17 protein-coding genes and 1 tRNA gene are annotated in these 23,806 nt (G+C 55.4%); 14 read left to right on the top strand and 4 right to left on the bottom strand.

Annotation, left to right across the window (positions count from 1 at the left end):
• The first annotated feature begins 148 nt into the window (after positions 1-148).
• From NC979_RS24200 to NC979_RS24180, 5 genes are all read left to right on the top strand, one after another.
• Entirely contained in the window at positions 149-1,375 is a 1,227-nt protein-coding gene (locus NC979_RS24200; protein ID WP_190522519.1) for a DUF6361 family protein, read from the top strand.
• Positions 1,359-3,227: a phospholipase D family protein gene (locus tag NC979_RS24195; protein ID WP_199308980.1), complete on the top strand. Its 1,869-nt coding sequence runs from the start codon at positions 1,359-1,361 to the stop codon at positions 3,225-3,227. The genes NC979_RS24200 and NC979_RS24195 overlap by 17 nt, the downstream gene beginning before the upstream one ends.
• Positions 3,224-6,520: a helicase-related protein gene (locus NC979_RS24190; protein WP_190522517.1), complete on the top strand. Its 3,297-nt coding sequence runs from the start codon at positions 3,224-3,226 to the stop codon at positions 6,518-6,520. The genes NC979_RS24195 and NC979_RS24190 overlap by 4 nt, the downstream gene beginning before the upstream one ends.
• Positions 6,521-7,048: 528 nt before the next feature.
• Positions 7,049-8,905 carry a type V CRISPR-associated protein Cas12k gene (gene cas12k, locus NC979_RS24185; RefSeq protein WP_190522515.1) on the top strand — a complete coding sequence of 619 codons (1,857 nt, stop codon included), beginning with the start codon at positions 7,049-7,051 and terminating at the stop codon, positions 8,903-8,905.
• Between the two features lie 173 nt (positions 8,906-9,078).
• A complete protein-coding gene (locus NC979_RS24180) occupies positions 9,079-9,219 on the top strand; it encodes a hypothetical protein (RefSeq protein ID WP_190522513.1) in 141 nt (46 codons plus the stop codon).
• A 162-nt stretch (positions 9,220-9,381) separates the two neighbouring features.
• Here NC979_RS24180 and NC979_RS25460 read toward each other — a convergent pair whose 3' ends face one another.
• Positions 9,382-9,645, bottom strand: a complete 264-nt coding sequence (locus NC979_RS25460; protein WP_431191115.1) for a hypothetical protein — start codon at positions 9,643-9,645, stop codon at positions 9,382-9,384.
• Positions 9,646-9,988: 343 nt separating this feature from the next.
• Positions 9,989-10,062, bottom strand: a tRNA-Pro gene (locus tag NC979_RS24175).
• A 363-nt stretch (positions 10,063-10,425) separates the two neighbouring features.
• On the opposite strand from NC979_RS24175, the gene NC979_RS24170 reads away from it, so the two are divergent.
• The gene (locus tag NC979_RS24170) at positions 10,426-11,889 is read left to right on the top strand and encodes a phosphoglucomutase/phosphomannomutase family protein (protein WP_190522511.1); all 1,464 of its coding nucleotides are present in this window, start codon (positions 10,426-10,428) and stop codon (positions 11,887-11,889) included.
• A 184-nt stretch (positions 11,890-12,073) separates the two neighbouring features.
• Entirely contained in the window at positions 12,074-13,078 is a 1,005-nt protein-coding gene (locus NC979_RS24165; RefSeq protein WP_199308979.1) for a protochlorophyllide reductase, read from the top strand.
• Between the two features lie 274 nt (positions 13,079-13,352).
• Here NC979_RS24165 and fusA read toward each other — a convergent pair whose 3' ends face one another.
• Positions 13,353-15,446 (bottom strand): elongation factor G, encoded by a 2,094-nt coding sequence (gene fusA / locus NC979_RS24160; protein ID WP_190522507.1) that lies wholly within the window; start codon positions 15,444-15,446, stop codon positions 13,353-13,355.
• 508 nt (positions 15,447-15,954) lie between these two features.
• Here fusA and NC979_RS24155 point away from each other — a divergent pair.
• From NC979_RS24155 to NC979_RS24135, 5 genes are all read left to right on the top strand, one after another.
• Positions 15,955-16,260, top strand: coding sequence for a hypothetical protein (locus tag NC979_RS24155; RefSeq protein WP_190522504.1), 306 nt, complete (start codon positions 15,955-15,957; stop codon positions 16,258-16,260).
• A gap of 270 nt (positions 16,261-16,530) precedes the next feature.
• Positions 16,531-16,758, top strand: coding sequence for a hypothetical protein (locus NC979_RS24150; protein ID WP_190522502.1), 228 nt, complete (start codon positions 16,531-16,533; stop codon positions 16,756-16,758).
• A gap of 24 nt (positions 16,759-16,782) precedes the next feature.
• Positions 16,783-17,244: a hypothetical protein gene (locus tag NC979_RS24145; protein ID WP_190522500.1), complete on the top strand. Its 462-nt coding sequence runs from the start codon at positions 16,783-16,785 to the stop codon at positions 17,242-17,244.
• 406 nt (positions 17,245-17,650) lie between these two features.
• Positions 17,651-18,070, top strand: coding sequence for a DUF2267 domain-containing protein (locus NC979_RS24140; protein ID WP_242024157.1), 420 nt, complete (start codon positions 17,651-17,653; stop codon positions 18,068-18,070).
• 180 nt (positions 18,071-18,250) lie between these two features.
• Positions 18,251-18,886, top strand: coding sequence for a DUF4142 domain-containing protein (locus NC979_RS24135; RefSeq protein WP_190522496.1), 636 nt, complete (start codon positions 18,251-18,253; stop codon positions 18,884-18,886).
• Positions 18,887-18,974: 88 nt separating this feature from the next.
• Here the strand turns inward: NC979_RS24135 and NC979_RS24130 are convergent, their stop codons facing one another.
• Complete coding sequence (locus NC979_RS24130; protein ID WP_190522494.1) at positions 18,975-19,448, bottom strand: hypothetical protein; 474 nt, start codon at positions 19,446-19,448, stop codon at positions 18,975-18,977.
• A gap of 420 nt (positions 19,449-19,868) precedes the next feature.
• Here NC979_RS24130 and NC979_RS24125 point away from each other — a divergent pair, with 420 nt between their 5' ends.
• Both NC979_RS24125 and NC979_RS24120 read left to right on the top strand, forming a co-directional pair.
• Positions 19,869-22,760: a response regulator gene (locus NC979_RS24125; RefSeq protein ID WP_190522492.1), complete on the top strand. Its 2,892-nt coding sequence runs from the start codon at positions 19,869-19,871 to the stop codon at positions 22,758-22,760.
• A complete protein-coding gene (locus NC979_RS24120) occupies positions 22,744-23,760 on the top strand; it encodes a response regulator (protein ID WP_190522490.1) in 1,017 nt (338 codons plus the stop codon). The genes NC979_RS24125 and NC979_RS24120 overlap by 17 nt, the downstream gene beginning before the upstream one ends.
• The last annotated feature ends 46 nt before the right edge of the window (positions 23,761-23,806 follow it).

Below are 23,806 nucleotides of genomic sequence, written 5' to 3'. Positions count from 1 at the left end.
TCTTTTTGGGGTATGGCGATAAAGATGAGCCCAGATTCCTAAAGCTTTCACCCACTTCGCTTAATTCATTCCCCGTGATACTGCGGATGGTAGTTGGGAAGCCTGAATAGAGAAGCAGGCAACCATGCCTCACCATTCAAGATTTCCCATGGCTTCATCTTTTACCTGGCTCGATTACTCCGAGCAAGATCGACGCAAAATGCTCGATGTCATCAGCCTCTTTCGCGAACAGACCACCCGCGACGAGCTGGGCATTGGGGCCATCCGTGACGCCTTCGCGAATCTGTTCTTTCCGGGCGTTAGCACCATCCAAACCCGTGCCCGCTACTTTCTCTTCATTCCCTGGGTCTACCAAGACCTAGTCAACCGCAAGACTACCTCCCAGCAGGTCGATGGTAAGCTGCGCCAGCAAGAGGTCGCCCTCATCAACATCCTGGCCGAGAGCGCTGACAAAGACGGCACCATCGGCAAAGTATCTAGGGCCGCGCTCAAACGCTTACCCAGTAGCATCTACTGGTACGGCTTGGGCAGCTGGGGTATCTATCGCTATGGGGGATCCCAGCAGGAGTATCACCAGGCCTTTGACCGGTTGAACCGGTCGAGCCGCCGCACCCAGCACAACGACGATGGTGACATTCTGAGTCTGCAAAGTACCGAGTGGGATCCCCATTTGCCCCAGGCTCCGGCAGACTTCCCCGCTAGTGCATCCTTCCGCCTCACAGCAGAAGAAGCTGAATACCTGGCTGATCGCATTGCCCAACGGCATCCCAGGTCATTGTTAGCCCACCTCGTGCGTCAATCAGAACCGTCAAAGTCTCGATTTCCATGGCAGCACCCAGCCGTAGATAGCCTTCCCCCTGACCTGCAAGAGCAGCTGCTTCACGCCCAGAACTTCTCAGAACTGATCCACGGGGCGGCCTTGCTCTATAACCTCATGCTGGCCGAAGCCAAACCTGACGCGACCTTAGCTGAGTTGTACCGAACTGACCTACAGCAGTGGGCCACCCAATTGAGCGCCCGGGTTGAAGCCTTACAAGGGTGGAACCGGCAAGCCTTCTGGCAGTTAGTGAATCAACAGGCTGGACCGGTGAGAATAACCCAGTCCTTCGTCAATTATTGGTTTGACCTGGCCCTTGATCCCGACAGCGCTTTCTCCGTAGCCGATAATGCCGCTGCCAAAGCCTTGATTCACGACCGAGAAGTCGCACTCAAGGGTCAGCAGGCAAGACTAGATAACCCACGTGCTCTAGAGCTGTGGCTGGGGAATTCAGGTGCTTTACAGCTCAATTTTCGCTGGCCCACAGTTAGCAAAATCTTGAACGATGTTCTCACTGGCCTAGCCCAACAGGAGGCCGATTATGATGTTGCAGCCTAGCGATCGCGCCCACCTCTTCGAGTCTCTGCGGTCCCCCGAAGACTACTCCTTAGACTGCGCCATCGGCACCACCTTCACCCTAGACCTGCTTACCCTACTGACGGCACCCCTAGCCTTCACCTCCTTCGACTGGGCCAACGAAGAGGGCAGCCTGGTGCACCAGCCCCAGGCGCTGCTCGCCACCATGCAGCAGTACGCCAACCGCATTAGCCTCTTCTGCCAAACCGGCAAAATCACCCTGCCGAAGAAACCGAGCCAGCTCTTCAGCTATCTTGAAGAGTCAGTGATTGAGGTCGATGCCCCCAAAGCCGGTGCCCTATTTCACCCCAAAGTTTGGATTCTACGGTTCACGGCTCCCAAACAGCCTGTCTGCTATCGGCTACTCTGCCTAAGTCGCAACCTAACCTTTGACCGCGCCTGGGATACCATCCTGCGGCTGGATGGCGAACTGAGCAATCGCGCAATCCCCGCCAACCAACCCCTTAGCGATTTTGTGCGCCGTTTGCCAGAGCTAGCGCACCATAGCGCAGTGCCTCACCACACCCAACAGGCCGTTGACCTCATTCAGCAAGAGATTCAAAGGGTTGTCTTCGAGTTGCCCCTTGGGTTTCAGCAGCTGAGCTTTCATCCTATAGGTATTGGTGAAACCAGCTCTTCCCCGATATCAGGCCCCGTTGATCGACTGCTGATCGTATCTCCCTTTGTGTCGGATGATGCACTGAATCGGTTGGGCAAGCTGGGCCGCCGCAACGTTTTGATTTCTCGCCCAGAGTCCCTAGCACCCCTTCAGCCTGACGCCCTCAGCCAATTTGACCAGCTGTTTCAGCTTAGCCTTGGGGCCAACCCTGAAGATGACGATACTGACACTAACTCAGAAGTATCTGAGTTGGCTCCTTTGGTAGGGCTGCACGCCAAGTTGTATGTGGCAGACGCAGGCAAAACCACCCGCATTTGGACAGGCTCAGCCAATGCCACCCAAGCCGCATTCTTCAGCAATGTGGAGTTTTTGGTGGAGCTGGTTGGACCCAAGGCCACCTTTGGCATCGATACACTGCTGACTGAGCCCAAAGACAACGAGGTGAATTTAAGGAGTTTGCTAGAACCCTTTAGACCATCCGCTGAACCCATCCCAGTCGTTATAGACGAATGGATAGAAATGGCAGAAGCCGTGCAACGGCAAGTGCTGAAATGGCAACTGCGGGCCGTGGTCTCGCCTTTGGAGGATAATTCAGACCACTATCGTCTAGAGCTTTCTGGACAAGACCAGGAGACGATCCACATCCCCTCAGATATTCAGGTGAGCTGCTATCCCTTAAATAACCCAAACTTGGCTGTTCCGCTCAGCAACCCCGTTAGCCCAGTGATTACGTTTGCGCCGATGACCTGCGTAGCACTGACCTCATTCATTGCCTTTGAGCTTCGTAGCCAAGACGGCAAGCGGCGGCTGGGATCGTTTGTGATGAACGTACCCGTTGAAGGAATGCCTGAGAACCGACGGCAGCAGATTTTGCGATCGCTCCTCAACGACAAAAACCAGGTGCTGCGGCTGCTGATGTTTTTGCTGGCCGATACCAAAGCCGACGCTAGAGAGCTGGCCCAGGCCATGGGCATCAGCGGCACGACTACGCTTGCCGTAGAGGGCAGTCCATCCGGCGATACGGCCTACCTACCGCAATTCCCCCTGTTCGAGGCTCTGATCAAGGCCCTAAACCGCAATCCAGCCCAGCTTGATCGCATCCATAGCCTGGTCAAAGACCTGCGCCAGTTCCCTGAAGACGAGACCATGCTGCCAGACAACTTCGAGGAAATTTGGGAACCCATCTACGCCGTGCGCCAAACCCTAGACTCATGACCCATCAGACTCGCCCGAACCCTCAGACTGTGCTGGATGGCCTCAAAGACTTTCAGTGCCGCACCGTTGACTATGCTTTTCAGCGGCTCTACACCGACCCTAACCCCACCAATCGCTTTTTAATTGCCGATGAAGTGGGGCTGGGAAAAACCCTCGTGGCCCGTGGCCTGATTGCCAAAGCCGTAGACCATCTTTGGGATAAGGTAGACCGTATTGATATTGTCTACATCTGCTCCAACGCTGAGATCGCTCGCCAGAATATTCAGCGGCTAAACATCACCGGCACTAGAGACTTTAGCCTTGCCTCACGGATCACCCTGCTGCCCTTGCAACTGCACGGTCTGAAACAAAATCGCATTAACTTTGTCTCGTTTACCCCAGGCACTTCGTTTGACATGAAGTCCAGCCTGGGCATGGCCGAAGAGCGGATTTTGCTACATCAGTTGTTAGACAAAGTTTGGCAATTTGAAAATAAAGCCGCTCCCCTCAATATTTTTCAGGGCACATCTGGAAAAGATAATTTCAGGGGACACGTAGACTGGTTTAAGCGATATCGCTCTATCGATGAAACTCTCGCTGCTGCCTTTCACACCCGCCTTAAGCAGCAAATTCAAGACGATAGGGCGATAGGTAAACCAGATTTGCACACTCGATTTGAGGAATTGTGCGATCGCTTCCATCGCTTTAGAGAACATGTCCCCGAAGAAGATCGTCGCCTTCGCAATCAATTTGTTGGCGACCTTAGAGCCCTGCTAGCACGAGCCTGTATTTCGGCTCTAGAGCCCGATCTGATTATCCTCGACGAATTTCAACGGTTCAAGCACCTGCTGGATGCCGAAGACACTAACGAGGTTAGCCAGCTGGCTCATGAACTCTTTAGCTACCAGGCCGAAGATAGCTCTGTAAAGGTCGTGTTGCTCTCCGCCACGCCCTACAAGATGTACACCATGGCCCACGAGCAGGCCACCGGTAACCACTACAGCGATTTTCTCCAAACCATTCGCTTTCTCAAATCCCATGCAGACCAGTCTGAGTACTTTGAAGCGCTATTGGGTCAGTATCGCCGGGAGCTGTTAGCGCTAAAGGACGGCAACTTAGAGAATCTCAAAACGCTGAAGTCAAAGCTAGAACACGACCTGCGCCAGGTGATGGCCCGCACCGAGCGCCTGTCAGCCTCGGCAGACCGGGACGGCATGCTGGCCGAAATCCCCTCGACCAACACCAAGCTAGAAACCCAAGATGTGTTGGCTTACCTGGCTCTTCAGCAGATTGGAGAACTCCTGGGTCAGCACGACACCTTGGAGTATTGGAAGTCGGCCCCCTACCTGCTGAACTTCATGGAGAACTACGAAATCAAGCGGGCCTTTGGTCATGCGATCGCAGGTTCAGAGCATACAGCGAAGATGTTACAGACGCTAAGCAGTCATCCAGAGCTAACCCTGTCGTTGTCCGAGTTAGAGACTTATCAAAAAATTGACCCCTGCAATGCCCGCTTGCGAGGATTGATGGCTGACACAGTGAATACTGGCGCTTGGCAACTTCTGTGGCTACCCCCGTCACTGCCGTACTACGACCTGGCAGGCCCCTTCAAAAACCCAGATCTAGCGCGGTTAACTAAGCGGCTAGTCTTTTCCTCCTGGCAGGTGGTGCCCAAGGTCATTGCCACCCTACTGAGCTACGAGGCCGAGCGGCAGATGATTTCTGCCTTTGAGGAGGCCCCTGAAAATTCTTCAGAGGCCCGCAAACGGCGGCGGCCCCTACTGCGGTTTGGCAAAGCCAACACCCGCCTGACCGGGATGCCTGTCCTAGGATTGCTCTACCCCAGTACAGTGCTGGCCAGAGAGTGCGACCCGCTTACCTTTGCCCTGCAATCGTCTAACCGGCCCTCGCAGCAGGCGCTTTTGGCTCACACCCAGCAAACCATTGCTCGCCTGCTGGAATCTCTCAAGACGACATTTAACATTCAGGTTCCAGAGTCTGGCCCAGAGGATGAAACCTGGTACTGGGCTGCACCGATGCTGCTGGACTGGCATCGAGACCCGGAAGCGACCCAAGCCTGGTTTGGGCAAGCTGATTTGGCAGGCAAATGGAAAGGTCGTCAAGACGCTGGTGCCGACGAACAGCCCGAGGGAGAATCTCTGTGGGCCGAGCACGTCCACCATGCCCAACAGGTTCAAGACCTCGTCGCCGATTTAGGCCGTCCCCCCGCCGATCTTGCAGAGGTGCTGGCTCAGGTGGCGATCGCTAGCCCTGCCATCACCGCTCTTCGTTCCCTGATGCGTGTCATTGGTCAGAGCGAGTCGCTAACCAACATCCAAATCCGCAATAAGGCAGCTGAACTGGCCTGGTCATTTCGCAGTCTCTTCAATCAGGCTGAGGTCACTACCCTGCTGCGGGGGATGAATCGCCAGGAACCCTACTGGCGCAGAGTATTGGAATACTGCCTGGATGGTGGCTTGCAATCGGTCTTAGATGAATACATGCACATTTTGCTGGAGTCCTCTGGTCTGCTGAAGGCCTCCGCAGAAGAGATTGCCGCCCAGCTCACCAATACCATCAGCGAAGCCCTCAGCCTGCGCACCTCAGTGATGTCGGTAGACGAGGTGCGGCTACACCCCAACCAGATTGAGCGGGCTTCAGAAGGCTGCTACAAAATGCGGGGCCATTTTGCCCTGCGGTTTGGTGATAATCCTTCCGATAGCGATCGCGTTCTCAACCGTTCAGAGCATGTGCGCGATGCCTTCAATTCCCCCTTCCGCCCCTTTGTGCTAGCGACCACCTCTATTGGCCAAGAAGGGCTCGACTTTCACCCCTACTGCCATGCGATTGTTCACTGGAACCTGCCCACCAACCCTGTCGATCTAGAACAGCGAGAGGGACGCATTCATCGCTATAAAGGTCATGCCGTCCGCAAAAACCTGGCTCAAAATTACAGCACACGGGTCGTTAATCAGCCCAACAAAAATCCGTGGGATAGTTTGTTTGCCGCTGCCGTAAGCGATCGCCCCAAAGGCACATCAGACCTAATTCCCTTCTGGATCTATCCCCTAGAAGGTGGCGCTAAAATTGAACGCCACGTCCCTAACTATCCTCTAAGTCAAGATGGCGAACGCCTAGAGGCGCTAAAGCGCTCTTTGACCGTCTACCGCATGGTTTTTGGTCAAAATAGGCAAGAAGACTTAGTAGCTTATCTGCTGAACTACTTGTCACCCGCCGACATTGAGCAGGTTACTGAGGAGTTACGCATTGATTTGGAGCCGCCAGGTCTTGTCGGTACAGCACTGTGCCCTTAAGCTTCGTGCCCTATGCTTTTGCTATCTCCCAAGCTTCGTCCATAAGTTGCCTGACATCTTTGAGCTGACACATAGCATATTGTCAGTAACCCTCACATTGGGCCGTAAAAGTTATCTGCTCCAGAATGATTGGAGTTTTCTGGTAGCTTACGGGGCTTTGATCGGGCCATGGGGCATGATTCCTAATATCTGCTAAGCCGAGGACAGGGTCGTTCTCGGTCTTCAGCTGTCTGTCTAGCATGTGAGGCTTTACTTGTCTTACCGGGGATTTCAAGTATGTCCCTAGCCTATTCTTCGTTGAGCCCAGCCGGCTTCAGGATGCCCCTAATTTAATAAGCTGCTCGCGCACGTGGGTACTTAGCGTCCTGCTGTTACAGAGTAGCCACAAGAAACAAAGCATTTCACCTGCACCCTTGCTGTCCCTGGACCCAAAAGCATTGTCTACAGACCTTGACCCAGCCAACAAACCCTATGTAGTTTCTCGCTATAAACGGTAAACTAACGGCATCAATTAGTACGCATAAACTAATGAGTCAAAAGACGATTCGCTGCCGTCTAATTGCCCCAAAAGCCACCCGTAAGGCAATTTGGCATCTCATGGCCGAGCGCAACACTCCACTCATCAATGAAGTCCTCCACCAAATTCCCCAGCATCCAGACTTCGCTACCTGGCAGCGCCGAGGCAACTTGCCCGACGCCCCCGCCAAAGTGCTCATCGACACCCTAAAGCAAGATTCCCGCTTTGCCGATCAACCTGTCTGGTACTACATCTCAGCCCAAAAGCAGGTCACCTATACCTTCAAAAGCTGGCTCAGTCTGCAACGCCGTAAGCAGTGGCGGCTGGAGGGCAAACGCCGCTGGCTCGACATTCTACAGCCTGACACCACCCTAGCCGACAAAGCCAAGTGTAGCCTGGAGAAACTACAGGTCACCGCAACCCGCATTCTCAAAACTGTCGAGGATCCTGACCCTTTCAAGCACCTGTTCCAAGAATACGGAAGGGCAAAGAAACCACTCCGCCAAAATGCCCTAGCCTACTTGCTCAAACGCAGCGCTAAGCTTGACCCTGCGATCGAAGACTTGGAAGATTTAGAAAAGCGCTACCGCAAAGCCGAAATAGCTATTCAGCGTCTAGAGACTCAACTCAAGGCCAGCCTCCCTAAAGGCCGCGATCTAACTGGCAACATTCAGACCGAAGCCCTCATCCAGAGCATCCAGGCTCCCCCCTTGGATGACGAAAGTTACAGCGTTTGGCACCAAGCACTTACCCGCGAACCCGCTACATTTCCTTTCCCAATCATTTACGAAACCGCCGAAACCTTGGTCTGGTCGCGAGATAACCAGGGCCACCTGCTGGTGAGCTTTCAAGGCCAGGGTACTGGGCAGTACACGTTCAAGATTTACTGCGATAAGCCTCACCAGCATTGGTTCGAGCGGTTTTTGGCGGATCAAGAGACTAAAAAGGCAGGGGGCGATCGTCACTCAGCTGGTCTCTTTACCTTGCGGTCGGCCCGGCTGTCGTGGATTCCTTCCAAGAAACACCAAAACCAACTAGAGCCTTGGAATCGCTACCATCTCAACCTATCTTGTACTGTAGATACCGCCCTGTGGACTTTAGAAGGCACTCAGCAGGTAATGACGGACAAAGCTGCCAAGACCGCCACCAAGCTAGAGTCCATGCACACCAAGGCAGCCCTCTCCAAAACTCAACAGGGCTACGTGCGCCGTTTAGAATCCACCATCGAGCGGTTACAGACTCCCTACCCCCGCCCCAACCGGCCCCCATATCAGCCCAAGGCAAACATTTTGGTAGGCGTCAGCATGGGCCTAGACAAGCCCGCTACGGTCGCTGTCGTCAATGCCCTCAGCCAAGAGGTGCTATCCTACCGCTCGACCAAACAGTTGCTCGGCGAGCACTACCCACTACTCCAACGCGCCCAATCCGAACGGGTACGAATATCTCACCACGGTCACCGGCAGCGTATTAAAGGCGGCAAACGTATATCTACAGAATCTGACTTGGGCAAACATGTAGATCGGCTGCTAGCAAAGGCGATCGTTGAAATCGCCCATGCCTACGAAGCAGGCAGCATTGTTCTACCCGACCTGGCCCACATTCGCGAAATCGTTGAAGCTGAAGTCAAACAGAGAGCCGTAGTGAAAGTACCCGACTTCGTAGACGGCCAAAAGCAATATGCCAAAGCCTACCGTACCCAAGTTCACCAGTGGAGCTACGGTCGTCTCCAAGACGCGATCACTTCCAAAGCCGGACAGTGTGGCATCACCATCGAAATTGCACGCCAAGGGCATTCTGGCTCTCCCCAAGAGAAGGCCAAAGACCTTGGCTTTCATGCCTACGAAAAGCGCTTGGCACTTTCTACCTAGCTTTAGACCTTACATCTTGTGTTTTAGCCAAGTTTGTAGTGCTGACTTGAAATGCTTAACGTAAACCCTAAAAATTTCTGCTGTACAAGAACTCTTTCGTAGAGTAGAATGCTTGTACTAAAAGCGCCGCAGAACATGCGCAAGCCTCTGCTCTGTGAAAAATAAGGGTTTGTTTGACTGTGAGACCACAGTTTTACTTTCTGACCCTGGTAGCTGACCACTCCGATGCTGCTGTTGCTAGTGAACGTCTGGAATCGGGCACCGTGCAGCAGGATGAGGGGCGCACCCAGCAAGAGAGGACGGACTTACTGTAGTGTTGGCTGCCAAAACAACTCCGACCAAGGAGTAATCCATGCACCCATATCAACATCTTAGCCTCCGCGAACCCCAAGTGCAGGACTTTTTCCTGGTAGGTTCGCGCAGCCTGAAAGCCTTCCCGATTGGCATTCAAATGCTATACGGAAGACTTTGGCGAGTTAAATAGGCTGCAAAAAGGTAGGTTCGCGATCAAAGGAGCCATATGGCCTACGAACCAAGGCCTGTGATTGGGTGCCGTCGCACTGGGCTTCTACAGCCCATGAGGATTGAAACTCCATAAACTTTACGCAGGCGGCTTTGACGTGCTCGTCGCACTGGGCTTCTACAGCCCATGAAGATTGAACCCATTCGTAGGCAAATTGATAGCCGCCATCGCCATCCTCGTCGCACTGGGCTTCTACAGCCAATGAGAATTGAAACATACTTAGAAAGATCGTGGCGGATTGGTAGCGCTAAGAATGTCGCACTAGGCATCTACAGCCTATAAAGGTCAAACTGGTCGCATATTCATGGACAACCAGGTAGGAGCCGTCGTCCTTAGCTTCCACAGCTCGTAAGTAAGGAAATCAACGGTCTTGAATAACAAACACGACCTCGATAGTTTATTTGAACTATTATTTAAGAGCATGGATTGAAACGAATCCCGCCATCTCGATTAAGTGATGTACGGGTGAACGACACTAATTCTGGAACAGTGACACTAATTCCGGAACGATGACAAATAGTCCCGGAACGTACAATAACTAAACCGTTACTCGACATTAATCGGGATGGCGGGATTCGAACCCACGGCCCCTTCGTCCCGAACGAAGTGCGCTACCAAGCTGCGCTACATCCCGTTTTTACTCAACTAGGGTAACACGACAGCCCCCCACCGTTGGCAAAATTTAGGTTAGCAGCAGCGATTCGCAGCATCTAAAGCCTGCGCCATCCTACAACCCAGCCCCAATTATCCGCCGCGCCACGAGCCCCAGCTGGCCCTCGCTCCCCTAAAGTAGCTGCACCATCCCGCAACGCACCTAGCATTTGCGCCCAAGCCGCGATCGCATCAGGAGAATTCGCCAATCTTTTAGACTTTTCGGCAAAACCAGCCGGTTGGGTAAATTGTGCGTAGTGCCGTCGCCCTAGCCGTGTCACCGCCGAATTAAGCGGGTAAACTCAGAGAAAATCTGCTCTTTATCCCCCGACATTTGGAATCTGCTATGGCAGCACCCTCAGGCCCCATTCCAGCTACGCCGAAGCCCATCAAATTTGGCACCGATGGCTGGCGCGGCATTATCGCCGCCGACTTCACCTTTGAGCGCGTCGCTCAGGTGGCGGCAGTGTCGGCCCACGTGCTGCACCAGTGCTTTGGGGCCGAAACCGGCAGCCGCACCATCGCCGTCGGCTACGATCGCCGCTTTCTCGCCGCCGAGTTTGCCCGCACCGCCGCTGAGGCGATTGCTGCCCAGGGCTTCGACGTGCTGCTCTCCCAAGACTACGCCCCCACCCCCGCCTTTAGCTACGCCGCCAAACACCAGACCCTGCTCGGGGCGGTCGTCATTACCGCCAGCCACAACCCCCCCACCTACTCCGGGCTCAAAATTAAAGGAGCCTTTGGCGGCTCAGTTTCCCCCGAGGTGACCAAACAGGTCGAGGCGCTGCTGCCCAATCCCCCCGCCCCCCTCGGCAAACCCGGCCAGATCGAAACCTTCGACCCCTGGCCTGACTACTGCACCGCCCTCCAGGCCGAGGTCGATGTCGCCGCCATTCAGACCGCCATCTCCAGCGGCAAGCTCACCGTGTTTGCCGATGTTATGTACGGCTCTGCCAGCGGTGGGCTGCCCCGGCTGCTGGGCGAAGGCAGCATTCATGAGCTGCACAGCGAGGCCGACCCGCTGTTTGGCGGCAACCCGCCCGAGCCCCTGCCCAAGTACCTGGGCGAAATGCTAGAGACCGTCAAAGAGTATCCCGCCAAAGAAAGCGTCAAAGTGGGTCTGGTGTTTGATGGCGATAGCGATCGCATCGCCGCCGTCGACGGCCAAGGCAATTTCCTCAGCTCTCAAATCCTCATCCCCATTCTGATCGACCACCTCAAGTCGCGCCGGGGCTACAGCGGCGAAATCGTCAAAACCATCAGCGGCTCCAACCTGATCCCTGCCGTGGCCAAGCTCAACGGCTTGGAGCTGTACCAAACCCCCGTCGGCTACAAATACATCGCCGATCGCATGCAGGATGCCAAAGTGCTGCTGGGCGGCGAAGAGTCTGGCGGCATCGGCTACGGCCATCACATCCCCGAGCGCGACGCCCTGATGTCGGCCCTCTATGTATTAGAAGCCGTAGTCGCCTCCGGCCTCGACCTCAGCGACTACTACCGCAGCCTGCAAGAGAAAACCGGCTACTTCTCCGAATACGATCGCATCGATCTGCCCCTGCCCAGCATGGCAGTGCAGGCCAAGCTGCTCGACGCCCTCGCCACCGCTCCCCCCGCCGAAGTCGCCGGCAAAGCCGTCACCCACATTCTCGACATCGACGGCTACAAACTCACCCTCGCCGACGACAGCTGGCTGCTGATCCGCTTTAGCGGTACCGAACCCGTGCTGCGCCTCTACAGCGAAGCCAAAACCCTCGATGAGGTGCACAAGCATCTGCACTGGGCGAAGGATTGGGCGAGTTCGTTTACCTAGGTGGAGAGGAGCCTAAGGTTCAGGGTATCGGGTATGAGGTTCGATGCTCAGCCTTGAACCCTACACCCTTAAACCCTATACCCTATGTAACAACACCTCAAAAAACGTTAAGACAGTGCTGCAATGCGTATGCAATCCTTAAGACTGGAATGCTAGAAGCGATTTTTCAGTCTTAAAGATGGTTATGGAACAGCAGAAAACAGTCATTGTGACCGGGGCTTCCTCTGGGGTGGGGCTCAACGCCGCTAAGGCCCTGGCCGATCGCGGCTGGCATGTGGTGATGGCCTGCCGCAATATCGATAAAACGAAGCAGGTAGCCCAAGAGCTCGGCATACCGAGCGATCGCTACAGCATCATCCACCTCGACCTCGGCTCTCTGGCCAGCGTGCGCCAGTTTGTCAGCGACTTTCGGGCCACGGGCCGCAGTTTGGAATCCTTAGTTTGCAACGCCGCTGTCTACTACCCGCTGCTCAAAGAGCCAATGTATAGCGAAGATGGCTACGAAATCAGCGTCGCCACCAATCACCTAGGCCACTTCCTGCTGTGCAACCTGCTGCTGGATGACATTAAGGCTTCTCCTGCTGCCGACAAGCGCCTGATCATCCTCGGCACCGTCACCGCCAACCCCAAAGAGCTGGGCGGCAAGATTCCTATCCCCGCGCCCCCCGATCTGGGCAACCTAGAGGGCTTTGAGGCCGGGTTCAAAGCCCCGATCTCGATGATCAACAACAAAAAGTTCAAGTCGGGTAAAGCCTACAAAGACAGCAAGCTGTGCAATGTGCTCACGATGCGCGAACTGCACCGCCGCTACCACGACGAGACCGGCATCACCTTTAGCTCGTTGTATCCCGGCTGTGTGGCCGATACGCCCCTGTTCCGCAACCACTTCAAGGCGTTTCAGACCATCTTCCCCTGGTTTCAGAAGAACATCACGGGCGGCTACGTCACCCAAAAACTGGCGGGTGAGCGAGTGGCCGATGTAGTCACCGACCCCGAGCTTAAGGAATCCGGCATGTACTGGAGCTGGGGCAATCGCCAAAAGCCCGGCCGCCGCTCCTTCGCCCAAGAGGTGTCGAACGAAGCCCTAGATGACGCCAAGGCCCGCAAGCTATGGGATTTGAGCGCTCGCTTGGTGGGGCTAGATGACGAAACCGCACGGCACGTCCCTGCCGCCGCTGGTTCGGTTTAGGAGGGCAGACGCCTGGGGGCAAACGGCGTTTGCCCCTACCTAAATACCCCAGCGTTGCTGAATGTAATGAATTGCCCTTCTTCCAAAGGAGAAGGGAGCCGAAAATCCTGTTCCCTCTCCCCTTAGGAGAGGGCTAGGGAGAGGGCGAATCAGGTCGGTTCATCCCAGAACTCAGCAACGCCAATACCCAAACACAAAACGCCCCGGCCAGACTCTGACCGGGGCGTTTTACTATCCGAAGAGGTAGGGGCACAGCATGCTGTGCCCCTACTGCCTATTTAGCGGCAGCCGCCTGACGCTCCTTGGCTTCCTTGATCACTTCCTCGGCCACATTGCTGGGGCAGGGGGCGTAGTGAGAGAACTCCATGGAGAACTGGCCACGACCCGAGGTCATGGTGCGCAGGTCGCCAATGTAGCCAAACATTTCGCTCAGGGGCACATCAGCCTTCACCCGAACGCCGGTAGCGGCGGGATCTTGGGACTTGATCATGCCACGGCGACGGTTGAGGTCACCGATGACGTCGCCCATGTAGTCGTCGGGGGTGAACACGTCGACCTTCATGATCGGCTCCAGCAGCTGGGGACCAGCCTTGGGTAGCGACTGACGGTAGGCCGCTTTGGCGGCGATTTCGAAGGCGATCGCCGACGAGTCAACCGCGTGGAAGCCGCCATCGGTGAGGGTGACCTTGAGGTCAACCACTGGGTAACCCGCCAGAGGGCCACGGTCAACGCTGGTGGCAAAGCCCTTTTGCACAGCCGGCCAAAATTCCCGAGGTACGTTACCACCGGTCACCGCCGACTCAAACTGGAAGCCAGTACTGGTTTCGCCCGGCTCGATCACATAGTCAATCTTGGCGTACTGACCCGAACCACCCGACTGCTTCTTGTGGGTGTAGCTGTCGGCCAGGCGCTTGGTGATCGCCTCGCGGTAAGCCACCTGGGGCTTGCCCACTTCGACTTCGACGCCGTGGGTGCGCTTGAGAATGTCGACCTTAATGTCGAGGTGCAGTTCGCCCATGCCCTTGAGGATGACTTCGCCGCTCTCTTCGTCGGTTTCCACCTGGAAGGAGGGATCTTCGGCCACCATCTTGCTGATCGCCATACCCATCTTCTCGTTGTCGCCCTTTTTCTTGGGATACACCGCGATGGAGATCACCGGGTCGGGGAAGACCATGGGTTCCAGGGTAGCGGGATCTTTGGGGTCGCAAAGGGTGTGGCCGGTCTGCACGTTCTTCATACCGATCAGCGCCACGATGTCACCGGCCTGGGCCGAGTCCACTTCTTCGCGATCGTTGGCGTGCATTTCGACCAGGCGGCTGATGCGCTCGGTCTTGCCGGTGGCCGTGTCGAGAATGGTGTCACCCTTCTTCAGGTGACCCGAGTAGATGCGGGTGAAGGTGAGCGCGCCAAAGCGGTCGTCCATGATTTTGAACGCCAGTGCCCGCAGGGGCTTCTCGGCATCGGCATGAGCCAGTTTGCCGGTGGGGTTACCCTCGAGGTCGACTTCGGGCTGGGCAGGCACTTCGAGGGGGTTGGGCAGGTAGTCAACTACCGCATCTAGCACCAGCTGTACCCCTTTGTTCTTAAAGGAGGAGCCGCAGTAGGTGGGGAAGAAGGCCAGCTCGCGGGTGCCCTTGCGAATGCAGGACTTGATCTCATCAATGGAGATCTCTTCACCCTCAAGATACTTATTGAGAATGTCGTCGTCTTGCTCGACGGCCAGCTCGATCAGCGCCTCGCGGTATTCTTCGACCTGATCCTTCATGTCCTCGGGAACTTCTTGAATGGTGTAGTTCTCAGGCTTGCCCGACTCATCCCACACCCAGGCCTTGCGGGTGAGCAGGTCAACCACGCCTACAAATTCGGTTTCGGTGCCAATGGGCAGCACCATCACCAGGGGCTTGGCCGCCAGAATGCCGTCAACTTGCTTGATTACTCGGAAGAAGTCAGCGCCGGTGCGATCGAGCTTGTTGACGTAGATGACCCGAGCTACCTTGGAGTCGTTGGCGTAGCGCCAGTTGGTCTCAGACTGAGGTTCTACACCGCCAGAGCCGCAGAAAACACCAATGCCGCCATCAAGCACTTTGAGGGAGCGATACACCTCAATGGTGAAGTCAACGTGGCCCGGAGTGTCGATGATGTTGAGCTGGTGCTCTTTCCAGAAGCAGGTGGTGGCCGCCGACTGAATCGTGATCCCCCGTTCTTGCTCTTGCTCCATGAAGTCGGTGGTGGCGGCACCATCGTGAACCTCACCGATTTTGTGGATGCGACCGGTGAGAGCGAGGATGCGCTCGGTGGTGGTGGTCTTGCCCGCGTCTACGTGGGCGAAGATACCAATATTGCGATAACGGGTGATGTCTTTAGCCATAACTGCTTCTCCGGATTCTGGGCGATGGACCGCTGGTGACCATCTTCATGGGTTACTCAGACGGGGTCTGGGTTGTCGATTTGGTAGCCTTGACAACAGAAAACTCTATCACGAGACCATGACGGGGAGTCTGAGCTGGGGCCGAGGCAACAACACCTAATATGAACTATTGTAAAACCCCCTGACACATCCGTGAAAGGGGGGAGATCGATTACTGAGTTCTTTTCCCAGGATAGCCGCCATTGGGGCTGGAATGAGTGGGGAAAACCCATCATTTGCCGACAGCGATCGCCCCCAAGATACTCGTTCCGATTCGGTTCCTGTTTTTGGGATGCCTTAGGCTTTACGCTCCACAAATCGCACCGGTTTAATCCCAAGCAGCGTCCCAGGGCTAACGCCGTTTGACCCGCTACAGTCTTGCCCTCAAATAGCCAAAAGTCAGCGGCAAAGTTAGAGCCGATTCTTTCTACAATGATGGCCGGGCGTTTTAGAGCAAGGAAGATAGGCTATGGGCAGCGTCGTTGGGACAGACAGCCACACCGCTAGCGGTTATGTAGGAGCTGCCATTGTGGGCAGCAGCATCACCCTATCGCTAAAGGATTTTACCACCGCTGCCGAAGGGGAGGCGTTGGAGGCGTTCTTAACCATTAACGGCAATATGGCTAAACGCCCCATTGCTCTGGGGCCGCTGCCACAAACCAGTGGAGCCTTCGATCTATCGGTTCCTGAGGGGACCGACATTAGCCTATTCAATACGCTGGTGATTCGCCCGGTTGGGTCTGAGAGTGCTGTTGCCACAGCATCGGTGCCGTAAGCCTGAACCCTCGACAGCGTTGGCTTTCGGCTGGACATTGCTCATTGCACAAGGTATTCCCGCTCAAGCAATGCCCTAGTTATAGGTGGACTCTGCCTGGTGTTGCAAGAACACTCTCAGAAGAGATTGCGGGCGATTGAGAAGGCTAAACAATCGTGTCAGGGGCGATCGCTCGTCCATCAATAACTTGGAAAATTAGTACAGGGGCGATGGTCACTAGCGATCGCGCTCCATCTCCGCAGCGCATACTTTCTGAAGAGAACAGCTTTTATGGATAAGTCAGACGACCAGGCCCGTGAACGACTGGCTCAACAGCGTCAGCACGTCGACCACAACCACGACAACTTGCTCAGCCGCACCGATGGCGAACTCCACGAATCACCCGCTGCATCAGTAGAGGAAAAAGCTCGTCAGGCCATGGCCAAGCAACGCCACCACCAAGACCACACCGCAGACACCCTGCTAGAGCGCAGCGAAGAAGAGGTGCACGAGCCCTAACGTTTTAGTGATAGAGGCAAAGTGATGCTCAAACCAAAGGAACAACCATCGTTTGCCGTCAAAATTATTGCCCTGTGGACGGTGTTTTTGCTGGGCACACTTTTTCACACTCAGCTAGCACTCATGCCGTTGTTCCATGGCCTGAGCGTGCTAGCACCCCACGGCCACGTGGCTACCGACATTGGCGAAATTTCTCCTATTTTGTGGCTGATGCTGGCATTCTTTACGATGCCGCTAATAGCCATCACCGGTACCTGCCTACTTGATTCACGATGGTATCGGATAGGTCACTTTTGGCTAACACTAATTTATTCAGTGCTCAACATAGCTCACTTAATAGTTGATCTGACTATTCTGCCCATAGCCTGGTACCAAGTAGCCCTAATGGCATTTCTATTTTTGATCGGGTTACTGCTTAACCTAGTAACTTATCAATGGGTTAAAGAACCGCATAATCATGGCCACCGGTTACAGTCAGCCCATTGATGTCTCTAAAGAGTATTTTGTATTCACCGCTAAAAGAAAATTTAGCGCTAGAGCGACCAGGGTTAATGCCCAATTAGGTAGCGCGCTTGAGCTAGAAACTCTCCCTGTTCACAAGGTAGCTGCCTACCCTCATCTTGAGCCAAAACCCACCAATAACACAACGTTTTCGCTGGCCTTCTAGCCTGCGGTAGACCCCTTTTGCCTATCAAACCTTTAAGATGCCGGAGATTGTTCTGTAGCTTGCGACGCCAGTTTGCTGCCTTCGAAGTGGTAAATGTGTCATTGTATCAGCAAATGATTCTGGCTAGTTTTTAGCTGCCTGGGAATGCTTTACTACATTACTGATCCATAGCAGTTGCTATGGGTTGGATCTAAGGCGTTCAAACAAAAACTCATGGAGATTCTTATGGAAACATACCAGGACTTTTTAGAGAAAGTTAGAACAAAAGGCAACCTGAAGGATTTAAAGGAAGCCCGCAACGCCACGGAAGTGGTGTATCGGACCATGCGAGATGTGATGAGCAATGAAGCGATCGATCGCGTTGCCGATGAGCTAGACGATAATGCTCCCGACAAGGTGGAAGATCTGTGGGAAGATACCAATCCCCTGGTGAGCTTTCTCAGCCATATTCGCCCCAATTTGCATATTAGCCCCGACAACTTTTTAGTGCGCCTACGGCAGGAAGGCAACCTGCCAGGAGCCGATGCAGAAACAATTATCACTGCCGTCTTTTCTGCCACTAAGGACGAGTTGTCCCAGGAGCGGGTTCAAGAAGTGGCTGAATTTCTGCCCGGCAAAATTTCTGAGATGTGGCAGGCGGCCTAATTTCTGCGATCGCGGTTTCCGTTTCTTTTCTGCTTAGTCATCTCTGGGTTTAGATCAACTCTTCAGGCGGCGTTAATGGACCCTGTGACAGACGGCTCTCTTGAAGTGGGCTTCTACGCTGAAGCAATGGTTAGTAATTAACCACAGAGCAGACTAAGCAGGAACAGGAGATCTAAGACCATGACTCGACTAAATTACAGTTTGACCCAGCGTTTGATGGGCGCTGCTGGTGCTGCCGCGATCGCATCTCTGGTAGCGTTACCGAGTTTTGCTGAAACCACGCGCATCAGCCAGACAGGTACCTCTACCCCGGCTGAGCAGACCTCCCAAGGCGCTCAAAGGGCGGCTGTCACAACGGTGGATCAGGAATTTTTCAAGCTCGCTTACCAGGGCAACAATGCTGAAATTGACACCTCCCGCCTGGCGCTAGAGAAATCCCAAGATCAAGCGATTCGTCAGTATGCTCAGCGCATGATTGATGAGCACACTCGCGCTAATGAAGTTCTTACTCAACAGGCCTCTGAGCAAGGCTTTGAGCTGCCCAGCGAGCGCGTTGATCCGCTTGATCAGGCGATCGCAGCACAGCTGACCCAGCTTTCTGGTGCTGAGTTTGATCAAGCTTATGTTGGCGTACAGGCAAATGCTCATCTAAAGGCGATCTCGCTGTACCGCACTGAAGTGGCACAAGGTGAGTCACCGAGCTTGATTGCTTACGCTTCACAGCTGTTGCCCAGCATTGAAGAGCACTACGAAATGGCCAACGCCATGCTGCCTGACTACGCCACAACCAATTCTCAGCCACCGGCAGACATGTAGCCGTTAAAAAGTAGGGGTTGCTCTAGGGAGTGAGTTATCAGTCTCTAGAGCAACCTTAAACAGAATTTAGCTTTGACCTGCCGTTACTTTAGAAGGTGGGGTCGTGGCCAAAGTCAAGACAGTCGCCCTCTTGCCAGGTACGACCACTCTCTTCACAACTGGTGCGGTCTGCTTTGAAAGGAATACCTGCTGGGGCCGCCTTGGGATTAAAGACTGCAGGTAAATCGGCGTTGGTAATCTGTAACATGGCCAGCAGCGCGAAAATGCCTAGGCCCATAGTGCTAGCTATTACCAGCAAATTTATCGGCGTCCACAAAGGGTGCTGAGCGGCCTCGTGACGACGGCGAGATTCCGATCGCCCTTCGGTACCGGCCAGCAGCACTAAGTAAACCCGCGTTATGCCCAACGGCACCGATAAACGAATATTGATTGCATGGCGGCGCGGTGTTAGCGCTGCCTGCAACGCTTGAATTTGAGCAGGGCTAAAGGTCGCGGCTATTTCGGGAGCCATGCGAGCCAGCAGATTGTCGCTGCCAATGGGGACAGAATTGTTGAGTTTCATCACCAGTCCTCAGAAAAAACTCTCCAGACGCACCCGGGCATCCAACAGCTAACTCAACCGCAGCGATGCAGTTCGATTGCTCCATAAATCCCTGAATTTAAGGTTCCCACCGGTTGGAATTAGGAGCGATCGCCCCGCCCACCTCCGTTCTCACAATCTCGGCTCCCAACTCCGCAGCAGTGAGAAATCTCCTGGCAACAGGCCCAGCGCCAGTCGCTAGCCTTGAGCATTGAGCAAATTCAGCTTTGGACGAGCATAGACAACTGCCCAGCTCAGTATCTTTGCCGACCCCGATCCAGCCAAAATGGTAAAACCTAATACATCCAACTGGGTACTCTGAAGGATATGTCGCTTCCCTCAGTGGGGTGTGGTTGCGAGACCAGCCTCGCCCTGAGTCTTTGTTCTGAAGGGCCATGGTCTATGCAACCTGCACTCCTACCCATCAACGAAGCCTGTCGTTTGCAGGCGCTGCACGACTATCACATTCTCGACACGCCCCCCGCCGAGGGCTTCGACAATCTGACTCGACTAGCGGCAATGGTGTGTGATGTGCCCATCGCCCTGGTTAGCCTCATCGACCAGCATCGCCAGTGGTTCAAAGCCCGCGTGGGCTGCGTTGCTGTACCCGAAACTACCCGCGATGTGGCTTTTTGCGCCTACGCCATTTTGCAGCCGAAGTTAATGGAGGTGCCTAATGCCCTAGAAGACAAACGTTTCTTTGATAACCCCCTAGTCACTGGGGAGTTGAATCTGCGCTTCTACGCCGGTATGCCGCTGATCACCACCGATGGCTACGCCCTCGGCACCCTCTGCGTGGTTGACCATGTACCTCGCACCCTTACCGCCTTGCAGCGGCAGGCCCTAGAAATACTGGCTGCCCAGGTGGTGGCCCAGCTCGATCTGCACCACCAGATCGAACAGATTCAGCAGGCTGACCTAGAGCGTCAGCGACTGCGGGAAACCCTGCGCCTGCAAGAGCGGGCGATCGCCGCCAGCAGCAACGGCATCGTGATTACCGATGCCCGCCAGCCCGACAATCCAGTAATTTACGTTAACCCCGCCTTTGAGCGCATCACTAGCTACTCCGCCGCCGAAGCCCTGGGGCGCAACTGCCGCTTTTTGCAGGGGGGCAAGCATGATCAATCTGGCCTAGAAACCCTGCGTCAAGCCATGGCCAGCGGCCAAGGTTGCACTATAGAGGCAATCAACTACCGCAAGGATGGCCAACAATACTGGAACCAGCTCAGTATTTCACCGATTTACGACCCCCACGGCCAGCTGACTCACTTTGTGGGCATTCAGACCGACATTAGCGATCGCAAGCTTGCCGAAGCCCAGCTGCACCAGCACTTGCAAGACCTCGACCAGGCCCGCTGCGCCGCTGAGGCCGCCAACCAGGCCAAAAGCGAGTTTCTAGCCATGATGAGCCACGAAATTCGCACGCCCATGAACGCCGTGATCGGCATGACCGGCCTGCTGCTTGACACCCCCCTCACTGACCAGCAGCGCGACTTTGTCGAAACCACTCGCAACGCCAGCGATGCGCTGCTGACCATCATTAACGACATCCTCGACTTTTCAAAAATTGAGTCGGGCAAGCTCGATCTAGAAACCCAGCCCTTTAACCTGCGCACCTGCCTAGAAGAAGCCATGGATTTGCTGGCCGCTAAAGCTTCTGGGAAAGGCTTAGAGCTAGCCTACCTGCTGCCTCCCCAGGTACCCCAACACCTGATGGGCGATGTCAGCCGCCTGCGTCAGGTGCTCGTCAACTTGGTCAACAACGCCATCAAGTTCACCCCCCATGGGGAAGTGATTGTTTCAGTCCAGGCTCAACCGCAGACCACCAGCGACCAAGTCACCCTGCAAGTGGCGGTCAAAGATACCGGCATTGGCATTCCGGCGGCTCGTCTGCACCGCCTGTTCCAACCCTTTAGCCAGGTGGATGCCTCTACCACCCGGCAGTTTGGCGGCACCGGCCTGGGCCTGGCCATTAGCAAGCGGCTGTGCGAACTAATGGGGGGCACGCTCTGGGTAGAAAGTGTTGAGGGTCAGGGGTCAACCTTTTACTTCACCCTGCAGGCCACCCTTGATCCGCAACCGCCGCGGCTGGTCGGGTCGCCCCCTGCCCACAGTCTCCAGGGCCGTCATCTGCTGGTGGTAGACGACAATGCTACCAACCGCAAAATTCTTCAGCTTCAGCTTCAGGGATGGGGTATGGCTGTGGTGACTGTAGACTCAGGCTTGGCCGCCTTAGAGGCCCTAGAGACCCAGCGCTTTGACCTAGCCATTTTAGATATGCAGATGCCGGGCATGGACGGTCTGGCTCTAGCCGAGGCCCTGCACCAGCGGTCTATGGAGCGATCGCTGCCCCTGGTGATGCTGACCTCTCTGGGCTGGCACCACAGCATTGCCCAGCAGGGCCTGTTTGCTGCCTACCTGACCAAACCCGTCAAGCAGAACCAGCTGATGGCCGCTCTGGCCGCTGCCCTGGCCGAACAGCCAGAGGCCGTGCGTGTATCGCCGCGCCCCCGACCGGCTCTGATGGACGTCGACCTGGGGCGGCGGTGCCCTCAGCGAATTTTGCTAGCCGAAGATAATGTAGTGAACCAAAAGGTAGCCCTGCAAATTTTGCGGCACCTGGGCTACCGGGCCGATGTAGCCGCCAACGGTTACGAGGTGCTGGACGCCCTCGAACAGCAGCCCTACGATCTGGTGCTGATGGATGTGCAAATGCCTGAAATGGACGGCCTCGCCGCCGCCCGACAGATCGTGCAGCGCTGGCCCACCCGCCGCCCCCGCTTGGTAGCCGTCACCGCCAACGCCATGCAGGGCGATCGCGAACAGTGTCTCCAGGCCGGCATGGATGACTACATCAGCAAACCCATTCGCCTGGAGGAGCTCGTTCGGGTGTTAGAGGCTGGTGCCCCCCTCACCGCCCTCGCGGTCGATTTGATGGCACTACACACCTTTGCCACCACCGTAGGCGGCGACCCTAGCTTTATGGCCGACCTGATTGTCAGCTACCTTGGGAGTGCCGACCAGCTCATGGCCGACATGCTCGCTGCCCTGGCTCAGCACGACTGGCTCACCCTGCAACGGGCTGCCCACACCCTCAAGTCGAGCAGCGCCTCCGTGAGTGCCGACCACCTCGCGGTCCTCTGCCGAGATTTAGAAGCGGCCCTACGCCAGGCCCCCAGTCCGCTCGTCGCTGACCAGGTGGAATCAATTCACTACGCTCTAGCTGAGGTCAAAACGGCCCTACAGTCTGCCTTGGTTTCCCAGGAGGTCACCAACCATGCCAGTCAATTCTGATTCAGCGGTAATTTTGGTAGCCGACGATGACCCGTTTATCCGCCATATGCTGACCCGCTATCTGGAGCGCGAGGGCTACCAGGTGATCGAAGCTGCCCATGGAGAAGCGGCCCTAAACCTGTACTTTTATCACGTGCCCGATCTGGTGCTGCTGGACGCGTTGATGCCGGTGGTAGACGGCTTTGAGGTCTGCCGACGACTACAGGATTTAACCCAGGGCAACCTGGCACCGGTGCTGATGATTACCGGCCTAGAGGACGAAAAATCGGTAGATCAGGCGTTTGAAATTGGGGTGGTCGACTATGTCACCAAGCCGATTAACTGGGCAGTGCTGCGCCAGCGGGTGCGGCGGCTAATTTTGCAGCACCGCTTAGAGATTCAGCTGCGGGAGGCCAACTACCAGCTCCAGCAGCTGACGATGATCGACAGCCTCACCCAGGTGGCCAACCGCCGCCGCTTTGACGAATATCTCTTGCAGGAGTGGGGTCGGGGTGTGCGCGAACACCTGTCGCTGTCGCTGGTGATCTGCGACATTGACCATTTCAAAGACTACAACGACCACTATGGGCATCAGGCAGGCGATCGCTGTCTTCAAGAAGTGGCCAAAACCCTCAGCCAGTGCATTAGCCGCCCAGCCGACATTGTTACCCGCTACGGCGGTGAAGAGTTTGCCATTATTTTGCCCAACACCACTTTGGAGGGGGCAACCGTCATCAGCCAGCGGCTGGTGACAGCGGTTCAGCAACGGGGATTGCCCCACAACACAGCCCCCAGCGCGATCGTCACAATTAGCTGCGGTGTTGCCAACGTGTTACCCATGGCCGATTATTTGCCCTCTGACTTGGTGTTTACCGCCGATCAGGCCCTCTACCAGGCCAAGGCCCAAGGCCGCAACCAGTACCAGGCTATCTACGTGATGCCCCCTAGCCCTGGGCAATCGGTTAACCCAGGCGCTGTTAGCACTACCCCTATCCTGCGAGCTCTTTGGCCCGAGGCTTGAGAGCCCGACCGACAAAAAAGTTGTTCAACGCAGTAGACATCACCGA

It is taken from the genome of Leptolyngbya subtilissima AS-A7, from assembly GCF_039962255.1.
Taxonomy (GTDB): domain Bacteria; phylum Cyanobacteriota; class Cyanobacteriia; order Phormidesmidales; family Phormidesmidaceae; genus Nodosilinea.
This window is presented reverse-complemented; position numbering and strand designations above follow the sequence as displayed.